This is a genomic window from Stenotrophomonas sp. FW305-3-2-15-E-LB1 (assembly GCF_058787375.1).
Genome location: NZ_JBYSZR010000043.1, coordinates 15,604 through 28,521, shown reverse-complemented (window position 1 = coordinate 28,521; position 12,918 = coordinate 15,604). Strand labels below are relative to the sequence as shown.

Here is a 12,918-nt window from a genome sequence, read left to right as displayed (position 1 = left end):
TGTCGGCGGCTATCCGCAGATCCATGCTTGTCGGTCCCTCCACCCTGGCTCCTACATACCTCGTAGGAGCCGGGGGGGAACATACAAGCCATGCTCGGCTGTTTTCATTTCACCGTGCTGACCACGGTCGGCAGCTGCCAATGCCCGCCCGCCACGCCGCGGCACTGTCCGGTGGTGAATTCGCTGCTCTTCACGAAGCGCGCTCCATCCCATGCCCAGTCGTGGCCCGAGAAGCAGTCGCCGATGCCTCGGCCGCGGAAGCGCCCGCGCAGCATGGCGTCGTCGCGGTCGAAGTCCTCCGCGTCGGAGGTCACGAAGCGCGCCTGGTAAGGCGCCTTGTCCTGCACCACCCAGTAGCCACTGCTGAAGTTGTAGGCACCCATGAAGCAGCTGGTGCTGGCCAGCACGTGGCTGGCATCGAGCCGCTGGATCTCGATCTCATCCTGCTCGCCATCACTCAGGCGCGTGCACTCGTCCGGCGTGGGCAGGCTGGCAATCATCGCCTCGCGCAGTGCCGGCACCTTGCCCAGCGCCGCATCTGTGCTGCGCGGTGCCACCAGCGTGCCGTGCACGATCACCGGCAGCGGCAGTGCCACGGGCACGCTCGCTTCGGCCTTGTCGCCGCGACGCACCAGCGCGCCGGGCGTACCCAGCCGGCCCTGTGCCTCGTCCATCTTCAGCAGTACTGCGGTGGCTCCACTGTCGGAGATCGGCCACGCCTTGCCCTTGCCATCGATGATCTCGATGCGTGCCTGGCGGGGCAGGGCGGCAACCAAGGCATCGGTCTGCGCCTGCTTCAACAGCACCTTTTCCGCTTCGCCGGTGTCCTGCACCGGGCCGAGGTCCTTGCCATTCAGGCGCAGTCGCAGGGCGCCGGCCGGCGACGGTTCGTCACCCTCGCCATTGCGCAGCCGGGCCACCACCTTGGTGCCGGGGCCGCCCGCACGCTCCAGCATCAGGCTGAGCAGGTTGGCGGACGCTTCGGGGCTGTAGCCGGCGGCGCGGCAGGTACGGGTGTTGTCGCAGGCCAGCGTCCAGTCGTTGTGGTCGAACGACACGCCGGCTTTCGGCTCGGGCGTGGCGGCGTGAGCGGCCGGGGCGAGGGCGAGGGCCAGGAACAGAGTGCGGCGCATTTGAAGAAATCCATTTCGGGGCCGGCAAGCATGAAAGATGTGGCGGAGAAATCCAAATACCTAAGCTGGGATCAGATCCCTCTGCCTGCAGAGGGCTCTGACCCCGTATGTAGCCCCGCGTTATCATGGCGGCGTCTTCCGCAACCCGGCGATGCCGATGTCCCTTGCCGCCGATGGTGCGCCTCCCGTGTCCGATACGCCGATGATCCGCCGCCGCGAGCTGGTGCAGCCCGGTGCGTGGCCCGACGACACGCTGCCGCTGCTGGCCCGCCTGTATGCCAGCCGTGGCGCGACCACGCCGGAACTGGCGCTGCCGCGGCTGGGCAACCTGCACGCGCCCGAGCTGCTGACCGGCATCGATGCGGCGGTCGCGCTGCTGGTTGAGGCCATCGCCAACGACAAGCGCATCCTGGTGGTGGGCGATTTCGATTGCGATGGCGCCACTGCGTGTGCGGTCGGCGTGCGCGGCCTGCGCATGCTCGGCGCGCAGCATGTGTTCCATGCCGTGCCCAATCGCATGGTGCACGGCTATGGCCTGTCGCCTTCGCTGGTCGAGGAACTGGCTGCCCTGCAGCCGGACCTGCTGGTCACCGTTGACCATGGCATTGCCTGCCATGCCGGCGTCAACGCAGCCAAGGCGCGGGGTTGGCAGGTGCTGGTGACCGACCACCATCTGCCCGGACCGCAGTTGCCGCCGGCCGATGTCATCGTCGACCCGAACCTGGAAGGCGACGGTTTCCCCAGCAAGTCGCTGGCCGGTGTCGGCGTCATCTTCTACGTGCTGATGGCCCTGCGCCGACAGATGCGCGAGGCCGGTGTGTTTGCCGATGGCAAGGGTCCGGACCTGACCACGCTGCTGGATCTGGTGGCCGTGGGCACCGTGGCCGACCTGGTGGTGCTGGATGCCAACAACCGCGCCCTGGTCAGTGCCGGCCTGCGTCGCCTGCGCGCCGGGCACGGCTGCGTGGGCCTGAAGGCGCTGATCGAAGCCAGTGGCCGCGACAGCGCGCGACTGACCGCCACCGACATTGGTTTTGCGCTCGGCCCACGCCTGAACGCTGCCGGTCGCCTGGAGGACATGGCCTTGGGCATTGCGCTGCTGCTGACCGAAGACCCGCGACAGGCACGCGACATCGCCCAGACCCTGGAGCAGATCAACGCCGAACGCCGCGCGGTGCAGCAGTCGATGACTGACGATGCCGAACAGGCGTTGTCGCGCGTGGTACTGCAGTCCGAAGGCGAGCGTCCGGTGGCAGCCTGCCTGTTCGATGCCGACTGGCATCCCGGCGTGGTCGGTCTGGTGGCATCGAAGATGAAGGATCGCCTGCACCGTCCGGTGATCGCCTTCGCTCCGGCCGAACCGGGGGCGGACACCCTGCGTGGCTCGGCGCGTTCCATCCCGGGCCTGCATATCCGTGATGCGCTGGCGCTGGTCGACGCGCGTCATCCCGGCCTGGTTGAACGCTTTGGTGGGCACGCGATGGCCGCCGGGCTGAGCATGCGCCTGGAGCATCTGCCTGCGTTCGAGGCGGCCTTCGTCGCCATCGTGCAGGAAGTGCTGGACCCGGCCGCGCTGCAGCAGCATGTGCTCAGCGATGGCGAACTGGCCGTGCACGAGCTCGACCATCGCCATGCCGATGCCCTGCGCCTGGCCGGTCCGTGGGGGCAGGGCTTCCCCGAGCCGATGTTCGATGGCCACTTCGAAGTGGCCAACTGGCGCGTGCTGAAAGAGCGCCACCTGAAGCTGGAACTGCGCCTGCCCGGCCTGCCGGGCACGGTCAACGCCATCCACTTCGGCGGCTGGCACGGCAATGCACCAGGGCGGCACGTGCACCTGGCCTACCGTCTGGCCTGCGATGACTACCGCGGCGGTGCGGCGATCCAGCTCATCATCGAGCATTGCCTGCCGGCCTGAACCTGGAGTGCCGCCCATGCCGATGCACGGGCCGCACCGTTTCTTTCACTTGATCAGGGCTGGACCTTGCTGACCACGGTCGGCATGTCCCAGGCGCCGCCGGCTGCCACCAGGCGGCACAGGCCCGAGGTGGCTTCGCCGGTCTTCACGAAGCGCTTGCCGTCCCAGCTCCAGTCCGTGGTGTGCCAGCAGTCACCCAGGCCGCGCCCCTTGTGGGCGGCACTGATGACCCGGCCATCGCTGTCGCTGCCTGACGTGGTGACCAGCACCGGATTGAACGGCGCCTTGTCATTGGCCACCCAGAAGCCGTAGCCCTCGTTGTAGGCCGCGCGCCAGCACAGCGTGGACACCAGCACCTTGTCGCTGGACAGGCGGGTGATCGTCAGCTCTTCCGGCTCATCGATCATGGGGTGGCCTTCCGGGCCGATGGCCGCGCAGTCATCGGCCGGCGTCGCCGCGCGCAGTGCACGGCGCAACGCCGGGGCCTGCGTCTGCGCCATCGCGGTGTCGGCAGGGCGCGTAGCGGGCAGCTTCGGCAGTGTCACCAGCGGCGGGGCCAGCGCCGGCAGCACCTTGTCCTCGCTGCCATTGCCCTTGCGCACCAGTGCGCCAGGGGTGCCGAAGCGGCCCTGGAACTCGTCCATCTTCAGCAGCACCGCCGACGCGCCGCTGTCGGACAGCGTCCAACGCTGGTTGCCCCCGCCCACCATCTCGATGCGGCTGGTGCGGGTAAGTGCCGCCAGCAGCGCATCGGTCTGTGCCGGCGTCAGTGCGCCGGTGCCTTCCTTCAGCGACAGGCGGCCCAGGTCGGTGCCGTTGATGTGCAGATGTACGTCCGCGCCTGGCGCAAGCTTCGGCGCGTCCTCATCGTACTGGCCCAGCATCAACTGGCCCTGCACGCGCTGCTGCGGGCCGGCCGCGCGGGTCAGCAGCACCGACACCGCCGGGCCGTCAGCCTCATCGGACTGGTAGCCCGCTGCGCGGCAGGTGCGCGTGTTGTCGCACGACAGCGTCCAGTCATTGTGGGTGAACGGGAAAGGCGAGGTCGGGGCAGCGGCGGCAGGCAACGAAACGGCCAACAGCACGGACAGGAACAACGGGCGCATGCACATCCTTATGGGGGAAAACCGGACGCTATGGTGCCGCGCAGGTGCAGGGCTGACCAGCCGCTCTGTGACGGAATATATGTGACGCGAAGCACATTACGACGGAAAACCTTAATGAATTCATCTCGTTATATGACCATGTGACCGTCAAAAAGCTGGCGCCCGTCACGTCTGGATGGCACAGTCGGGCCACGACCAACATGGGACGACGGAACGCCCGATGTACGCCGAATCACTGCTCCCCGGCGCCGCACTGCAGCGCCTGCACCAGGACCGACGCCTGATCCGCGTCGAAACCGCTTTGGACCCGGATACGTTCCTGGTCAAGCGCTTCGATGGCATCGCCTCGGTCTCCAGCCCGTTCACCTACCGCATCGACCTGCTTTCCATCCAGCCACGGCTGGAGCTGAAGCAACTGGTCGGCCAGCCGCTGCGCCTGCAGCTGGGCGATGAATTCGGCGACCGCAGCGTGCATGGGTATGTGCGCGAGTTCGCCAGCACCGGGCAGCAGGCACAGTTCAGTGCCTACCGCGCCGAACTGGCGCCGTGGTTCGCCTTCCTCGACTACACCTGCAACTGCCGCATCTTCCAGGATCGCACTGCGTTGCAGATCATCGAGGAAGTCTTCGAGGGCTATGCGCAGCTGGCGCGGTACCGCTACGACCTCAACCCCGGCAAGCTTGCGCCGCTGCCGTACTGCGTGCAGTACAACGAATCGGACTTCGCCTTCGTCAGCCGCCTGCTGGAAGACGCTGGCCTGTACTACAGCTTCGTCCACGACGACGAAGGCCACGAGATGGTGATCAGCGACGATTCGACGCTGAGCACTGCCCACGGCGAGCCGCAGCCGATCGCCTACGTTTCCGACCAGGGCACCCTGGCCAGCACCGGCCTGCATCGCTGGGGCGCGCGGCGTCGGGTCGGCCCGAGCGTGCAGACGCTGCGCAGCTTCGACTTCAAGCAGCCGGGCGAGCGACTGGATGGCAACCAGGGCAACCAGGTGCCGATGGGCCTGCTGCCGCCGTTGGAGCAGTACCGTTACGACGGTGCCGCGCGCTTCATGAACAGCCGTATCGGCACGGCGCTGGCCGCCGTGCGCAACGAAGAAGTGACCTGGCCGACCAAGCTGTTCGAGTGCGCGGGCAATGCCGGCGAGATGGAGGCCGGCGGGTGCTTCGACCTGGAGCGCCATCCGAATTTCATCGGCCGCGACGACACCGATCGCAGCTTCTTCGTGGTCAGCGTGCAGCGCGAAGGCCACAACAATTTTGCCGCCGATTTCGGCAGCGCCGAAGCGCCCAGCGTGGAAGTGCAGGCCGAAGTGCTGCGCCGGCGCATCCCATACCGCCCGCTGCGGCTCACCCCCTGGCCGCGCATGCCGGGCCCGCAGACTGCCACGGTGGTTGGCCCGCCGGGCGAGGAACTGCACGCTGACCGCTATGGCCGGGTAAAGGTGCAGTTCCACTGGGACCGCCAGCTGGACCGTCGCGAGAACGCCTCGTGCTGGATCCGCAGCGCCAGCCCCTGGGCCGGCGCCGACATGGGCGGCGTCTCGCCGCCGCGCGTGGGCCAGGAAGTGATCGTCGATTTCCTCGACGGTGATCCGGACCGGCCGATCATCACCGGGCGCGTCTACAACGAAGACAACATGCCGCCGTTCGGCATGGAGGTCAGCGGCCTGAAATCGAAGACCGTCAAGGGCGCAGGCTGGAATGAAATCACCATGCACGATGGCGCCGGCGGCGAGCTGCTGAACATGCGCGCCCAGCGTGACATGGTCACCACCGTGCTCAACGACCAGAACGCCAGCATCAAGAACAACAAGTCGACCACGGTGGCGGTGAACCACACCATGGGCGTTGGCGCCAACCAGGACATCAGTGTCGGCGGCAACCGCGGCATCACCATTACCGGCACCGATACGCTCGGCGTCACCGGCACCCGCACCACCAATGTCACCGGTGCGGTCACCGAGAAATACGAGGCGGGCGAAACCAAGACGATCGTGGCCGCCGGCTACACCGAAACCATCACCGGTGATTTCAAGACCACGCTGACCGGCAACTACACCAGCCAGCGCACCGGCACCTGGGCCGAAACCGTGACCTCCACCTCCAGCCGCACCGTGGGTGGGCTGGTCACCGAGACCCTGCAGGCCGCCCGGGAAGTGACGATCACAGGGCAGGACAAGCGCAAGGTGCAGGGCAAGGTCGACGACAGCAACGTCGGCGAGCGCGTCATCGATGTCACCGGCAACTTCAGCCAGGATGCCACCGGCACCCACAGCCAGGGCTCGGACGGGGCGATGAGCCTGGAGTCGGCGGTCAAGCTCACCAGCAAGGTCGGCGGCTCGGTCATCGAGATCACCGACAGCGCGATCAAGATCACCGCCGGTGGTTCGGAGGTGGTGATCGACGCCGGTGGTGTTTCGGTCAACGGCAGCGAGATCAAGCTCAACTGCTGAGCCGCAAGGGAGAAGCACGATGCAGGACACCCCCATGCTGCGTGGCCTGAACGCACTGCGCGATGCCTGGCTGGATGCAAGCGCCGACAGCAGCCGGCGGCTGCTGGTCTGGCGCCTGCCGGCCGCCGCCAGCCGCTTGCTGGCCGCGTTCTTCGAAATGCAGCGCAACGACGCGGGTCGCGATACGCCGGATTACTTCCTGCGCATCGATACCGCCTATGAACTGGGCTTCCGCTACAGCCGCCAGGTCAAGCAGGACCTGCTGGACCGCTATCTGGCCAGCCAGGACGATCTGCGTTCGCAGCAGGTGCCGCTTGGGTGGCGGGGCCCGCATGAGGCGCACCCGGACAGCGCGCACGGCGTGGTGCAGGTGCTGGAGAGTTTCATCGACCACCACGGCGAGCACCTGCGCCTGCTGGCGGCGGTGCTTGAGCCGGAGCGTTGCGTGCCGGGCGAGGGTTTCGAGCGCTGGGTGGACGCGGCGCTGGCCGCCGGCCCCGGCACACGCCTGCGCCTGGTGCTGGTGGATACCGAAGAGGATCCGCGTTGGCAGTCGCTGCTGGACCGTCACGGCGCGCCGGCGCGTGTGGTCAGCGCCCCGGTCGACATGTTCGGCATCGCCCGCGACACCGCGGCGCAGTCCGGCGGCCGTGGCCCGGAAGTGCTGTACCGGCAGCTGCTGGCAGACCTGATGCTGCTGCTCGAGCGCGGCAGCCCCTCGCAGGTCGTTGCCCGCGCCGGGCGCGCGCAGGGGCTGGCGCAGCGACATGGCTGGCAGGACCAGCAGTCGGTGGTGCAGATGATGGTGGCCGGCGCGTGGTTGAAGCATGGCGACCACGGGCAGGCGATCAACAGTTACCGGCAGGCGCGAAGCGCGGCCGAGGGCGCGCGCATGAGCGGCAACCCGGCTGCACCGGAACTGGTGATGCAGAGCTGGTTCGGCGAAGCCGGCTGCTGGCTGGCCGCCAAGCAGCCCGAGCGCGCCGCACAGACCTACCTGCAGGCCTCGACGTCGGCGGCGAGCATTCCGCACCCGATGTTCGCGCTGGAAGGCCAGCGCATGGCCGGGTGGTGCCAGTTGCAGGCCGGCCAGCGCGAGGCCGCGCGTACCCAGTTGCTGGAGGCCATCCGCATCGCCAAGCCACTGGCGCCGGCCGACCGCAAGGCCACCACGCTGCCGCAGGCGCTGTGGGACCTGCTGCAGCTGCAGGATGCGCGCCGCTGCGAATCGCTGCAGCAGGTGGCCAGCGACTACCTGCAGGCCAGTACCGGCCTGCTGGAAAAGGCCGACGCGCAGGGGCGTGCGTTGGGGCCGCAGCCGCCACGCCCGGCACTGGATGCGATCGACGCCGAGCTGGATGCAACGCTGGAGCGTGGTTTCCACCGTGCCCAGCAGGAGCGCGAGCGCCTGATCCAGGGCGGCGATGAGTTTTTCCGCAAGATCGTGGCTGTCGGTCGCGATTTCCTCGACCCGGGCTGGAATGGCCTGCCAGCCATCGAGCACCCGCTCGACCATGACATTCCGGTGTGGAGCGAGCCGCCGGCGATGCAGCCGCTGCCCGACCCGTCGGGCCTGCTGCAGCCGCCCGTGGCCGCACCCGCCGGAACGACCGTTACAGGAGTTGCTGTTGCATGAAGTCGAACAAGACCGTGGTGATGCTGGTGGCCATCGTGCTGGGCATCATCGTCGTGACCTGGATCAGCGCCGAGTACCGTGACGAAGTAAAGGCGTTCCTGCGCGCGTTGTTCCGCGCCTTGTAAAGCAACAAGGAGTGTTGCCGTGAGCATCGCCGCCAAGCATTTCGATCCGCAGCTGGGCATCGACATCCACATGTACGCGGTGCCGCCGTGCCCGCTGCCGACGCCGCACATCGGCCTGGTGCTGGATCCGTTCGACTACATCCCGTTCATCGGGTCGACCATCAAGGTCAATGGCGTGCACCGCGGTACTGCCGGTACCGGTGGCCTGGACATCCACATTCCGCTGGGCGTGTGGGGGCCGCCGCTGGCTGCGCCGATGGGACCGCAGTTCGACGGCGAAGAGATCTTCATGGGCAGCCGCACGGTGTCGGCCGACGGCGAGCCGTTCTCGCGGCTGGCCATGCCGGTGCTGGACTGCAACCTGGCCGGCATGATCAACCCGTTCCGGGTGAAGAAGCCGAAGAAGCCGCTGCGCGCAATGTCGCTGCCCACCGGCCTGAACGTGGCCATCCCCACCAGCGTCACCATCGGCGGGCCGCCCACGGTGTCCTGGACTGCGCTGGCGTTCCGCGCCGCGTTTGCCGGGCTGGGCAAGCTGCGCAAGAGCGCCTTCTTCCGCAAGAAGATGGATGCCTTTGCCAACTGGCGGCGTGGCAAATGGGGCCATCTGCCCTCGAGCTTCCTCAAGTGCAAGGTGCTGCGCGCCGAGCCGGTCGATATCCGCGATGGCAGCGTGGTGGTCAGCCACCAGGACTTCGACATTCCCGGGCGGCTGTCCTTCGCCTGGCAGCGCAGCTACGGCTCGCGCCGGGCAGGTGAGCCGGGCCTGTGCGGCGCCCGCTGGCAGACGCCGGCCGATATCCGCCTGGAACTGCTGGACGACGGCAGCGTGTGGCTGTCCGGCCCGGACCAGGCCGCGTTCTTCCCCGAGCTGCCACCGGCCGACGGCGAGGCCGGGGCGATCCTCGATTTCGTCGACGGCGCACGCCTGCTGCGGCGGCGCGGGCAATGGCAGGTGCGCTTCAAGAGCGGCCTGAAGTATGTGTTCGGCGGCGAACTGCCGGCAGGCGTCAGTGCGCTGCCGAATCCGCAGTCGTGGCCGATCGAGCGCATCGAGGATGCCCACGGCAACCACTGGCGGTTCGAGCGCCGCGACGGCCATCTGGTGCGCATTGTCGAAAGTGGCGTCGGCGACCTGCAGGGGCGCTTCATCGAGGTGGAGGCGCGCCACGGCCGCATCGACCGGATGGCGCTGCATGATCCGGCCACCGGCCTGGTGCATCCGCTGGTGAGCTACCGCTACAGTGGCGAGGGTGATCTGTTGGCGGCCGTCGATGCGCTGGGTGCGCCGCGCACCTTCGCGTACGAACAGCATCGCCTGGTGCGGCACACCGACCGCGTGGGCCTGTCATTCCACTACGCGTTCGACCCACAGGGCAGGGTAGTGCACTCGTGGGGCGATGGCGGCCTGTACGACTACCACTTCGAGTACGACGCGCTGCTGCGCGAGACCCGGGTGACCGACTCGCTGGGCCACCTGAGCGTGGTCAAGTTCGACGAGAACCAGTTGCCGCTTTGCGAGATCGATCCGCTCGATGGCGTGACGCTGTTCGAGTACGACGATTTCGGGCGGACCGTGGCGGTGACCGATCCGGAGGGGCTGCGTACGGCGTTTGCCTATGATGCGCAGGGAAACCTGGTGTGCCTGACGCGCGCCGATGGCACGTCGATACAGATGGAGTACGACCTGGACGACCATATGGTGTCGCTGCGGACGCCGGATGGTGTCGACTGGCAACAGGCGTATGACGGCCGGGGCCTGCTGGTCAGCCAGACCGATCCACTGGGTGCAACCACACGCTTCGAGTACGACGCACGGGGACAGTTGGAGTCGCAGACCAACGCGCGCCAGGCGGTGACACGCCTGCGCTATGACCGTCATGGGCTGGTGGCTGCCGTCATTGATGCGCTCGGCCATGAGAGCCGCTTCGAGCACGATCCGCTCGGCAACCTGCTGCGCCAGGTGGATCCTTTGGGACAGGCCAGCCGCTACGAGTACGACGCCAAGGGACGCCTGCTGGCCACCGCTGGCCCCGATGGCGCCGGTGTGCGCTGCGAGTACGATGCCGAAGATCAGCTGGTGCGTTACACCGATGAAGTGGGTGCGCAGACGCGGCTGCAGTACGTGGGCATCGGACAGATCGGCAAGCGCCTGCAGGCCGATGGCCACAGCGTTGAGTATCGCTATGACACCGAAGAACAGCTCATCGCGGTCGTCAACCAGCGCGGCGAGACCTACCAGCTTGTACGTGATGCGCTGGGCCGCATCGTCGAGGAAGTGGACTACTGGGGGCAATCACGGCGTTACAGCTACGATGCTGCCGGGCGGCTGACGGCGACCCTGGATCCGCTGGGCCAGCGCATCGCCTTTACCACCGACAAGCTTGGGCGCATCACCCGCAAGACGCTGCCGGATGTACGTCATCCCGGCCAGCAGGTGCAGGAGCACTTTGTCTACGACGTGCAGGGGCAGATTGTCGAGCTGCGCAATCCGGCGCGCACGGTCAAGCGCCGTTATGACCCGCTGGGCCAGCTGCTGGAAGAGCTGCAGGATGGCTTCCGTGTCGGCTATGGCTACGATGAAGTGGGAAATGAGGTCCTGCGCGAGACCTCGGCGGGTAACCGCGTGGCGTTTGGCTACGACCTGCGGGACCAGACGGTGTCGGTGGCGATCAATGACGAGTCGCCGATCTCCATTGAGCGCGACGCGCTAGGTCGCACAACGCGCGAGCAGCTGAGCCCGCATCTACAGCGCGACTTCACCTATGACAGCCGCAACCTGCTGACCTCGCAGTCGGTACTGAAGGATGCCGCGCCGCTGTTCGAAACGCGTTATGACTACGACCGCAGTGGCAACCTGACACGGCGCAGCGACAGCGCACAGGGCGTGGACGAGTACCGCTACGACGCGATCGGGCGCCTGTTGCAGCACATCGACCCCAAAGGAAAGGTGGAGCGCTACTTCAACGATCCGGCGGGCGACCGGCTGCGCACCGAGGTGAAGCAGGTGCAGGCGCGCAAGGTGGTGGGCGGCGACGATGACGACCTGACCACCTGGACGCGCGAGGGCACCTACCAGGGCACGCACTACGTGTTTGACCGGGCAGGCGACCTGGTGCGCAAGGGCGTGCCGCATGGGGATGCGCCGGATGACCTGACGCTGATCTGGGATGCCAACCATCGGTTGGCCGAGAGCCGCCGCAACGGGCAGTCAACGTACTACGGCTACGACCCGCTGGGACGGCGGGTGTTCAAGCGCAACCCGACGCAGACGACGTGGTTCTTCTGGGATGGAGATGCGTTGCTGGGTGAGGTGCAGCAGGCCAACGATGCCGAAGAGGCGGCGCCGGTCTGGGTGGGTAATGTGGCGAGCTTGGTAGAGGTGAGGCGCCGGCAGCGGCGGTTGGAAAAGCTGCATGAGCGAGTGCGGGAGTATGTGTACTACCCGGGGACGTTTGCGCCGTTGGCGCTGTTGAGTCGGTGCGGTCAAGACGTGACGGGGCTGAAGGCTATAGGCACGTGTAGTGCTGTTGTCGAGGAAGCATCAGACTCAGCTCCCCCCCGCGTTTCACCACCTAACGTAGTGAACGACCCTGTTGTTCCGGCGAGTCGTTTAGCCCAGCCTGTCAGCGAACCGCGAATTGGGGGGCTTTCAGGCGCTGCATTGGGTGCCGTGGTGCTTGGTGGACCTGCTGCAAGACATCAAAGGCCGGCGAGATCCCTACCGCATCCTGATACCAAACAGACGGTGGAAACCGGCAGCGGAGCGCTGATCGCCGGCTCCTGTCAGGATGCCGCACTGACGCAAGTCCTCTTCTATCACAACGAGCCCAATGGCGCGCCGACAAGGGTTACTGATCGGTACGGCATGGTTCTTTGGGCGGCGCACTACAATGCATCAGGCAAAGTTGAGGCGAACGAGCCTGGGCCACTATGTAACCCGCTTCGTCTTCAAGGGCAGTACTTCGACGAGGAAACCGAGCTGCACTACAACCGTTTCCGGTACTTCGATACAACAACAGCCAGCTACACCAGCCGAGATCCACTAGGCACGATACCTGGCACAAACCTTCATGCGTTCGGGCCGAGCACAACCAGCTGGATCGATCCATTGGGATTGACAGCATTGGATCACACTGGAGCAGATGGTCAGGGCTACACCATCTATGCTCTGGTTGATCGAAAAAGCGGCGAAGTGAAGTACGTTGGACTCACCGAGCACTCACGTTATTTCGAGCGGATGAATGAACACCAGACCAGCGGCCGGTTGCACGGTGCATTGGAAAGCATCGAGTTGGATGCTGCGGCAAACTATGCTGAAGCACGAGGCAAAGAGCAGTTTTACATAGATACGCATGGCACTATCGAGACATCGCAACGAGGAAAACCGTTCGGTCCAGGCGCGGAGGGCAATCGACAAGTGGGATTTGATATCAACCGTACGGATGATCGTGGCAAGGCATTTCGTGCGCACTACGACAGCCTCAGCGCCGATTCGCCAGGGTCAAGTGTGAATCTCCCAGCGTGCAGAGGATAATT

General features: G+C 66.5%; 7 protein-coding genes. 5 read left to right on the top strand and 2 right to left on the bottom strand.

Annotated elements, in window-relative coordinates; all coding sequences use genetic code 11:
- Window positions 1-104 precede the first annotated feature (104 nt).
- The gene (locus tag AC3WL7_RS20505; protein ID WP_492752831.1) at window positions 105-1,133 is read right to left on the bottom strand and encodes a DUF1176 domain-containing protein; all 1,029 of its coding nucleotides are present in this window, start codon (window positions 1,131-1,133) and stop codon (window positions 105-107) included.
- A gap of 157 nt (window positions 1,134-1,290) precedes the next feature.
- On the opposite strand from AC3WL7_RS20505, the gene recJ reads away from it, so the two are divergent.
- The gene (gene recJ, locus AC3WL7_RS20500; RefSeq protein ID WP_492752829.1) at window positions 1,291-3,048 is read left to right on the top strand and encodes a single-stranded-DNA-specific exonuclease RecJ; all 1,758 of its coding nucleotides are present in this window, start codon (window positions 1,291-1,293) and stop codon (window positions 3,046-3,048) included.
- A 53-nt stretch (window positions 3,049-3,101) separates the two neighbouring features.
- Here recJ and AC3WL7_RS20495 read toward each other — a convergent pair whose 3' ends face one another.
- Window positions 3,102-4,154: a DUF1176 domain-containing protein gene (locus AC3WL7_RS20495; RefSeq protein WP_492752828.1), complete on the bottom strand. Its 1,053-nt coding sequence runs from the start codon at window positions 4,152-4,154 to the stop codon at window positions 3,102-3,104.
- 220 nt (window positions 4,155-4,374) lie between these two features.
- Here AC3WL7_RS20495 and AC3WL7_RS20490 point away from each other — a divergent pair, with 220 nt between their 5' ends.
- From AC3WL7_RS20490 to AC3WL7_RS20475, 4 genes are read left to right on the top strand one after another with little or no spacing between them, the layout of a single operon-like run.
- Window positions 4,375-6,618, top strand: coding sequence for a type VI secretion system Vgr family protein (locus AC3WL7_RS20490; protein WP_492752826.1), 2,244 nt, complete (start codon window positions 4,375-4,377; stop codon window positions 6,616-6,618).
- Between the two features lie 19 nt (window positions 6,619-6,637).
- On the top strand, window positions 6,638-8,254 hold the full coding sequence (locus tag AC3WL7_RS20485; protein WP_492752825.1) for a hypothetical protein: 1,617 nt from the start codon (window positions 6,638-6,640) through the stop codon (window positions 8,252-8,254).
- Window positions 8,251-8,379, top strand: a complete 129-nt coding sequence (locus AC3WL7_RS20480; protein ID WP_006441023.1) for a hypothetical protein — start codon at window positions 8,251-8,253, stop codon at window positions 8,377-8,379. Before AC3WL7_RS20485 ends, AC3WL7_RS20480 begins: the two co-directional genes overlap by 4 nt.
- Before the next feature lie 19 nt (window positions 8,380-8,398).
- Complete coding sequence (locus AC3WL7_RS20475; RefSeq protein WP_492752822.1) at window positions 8,399-12,916, top strand: RHS repeat-associated core domain-containing protein; 4,518 nt, start codon at window positions 8,399-8,401, stop codon at window positions 12,914-12,916.
- Window positions 12,917-12,918: the final 2 nt, after the last annotated feature.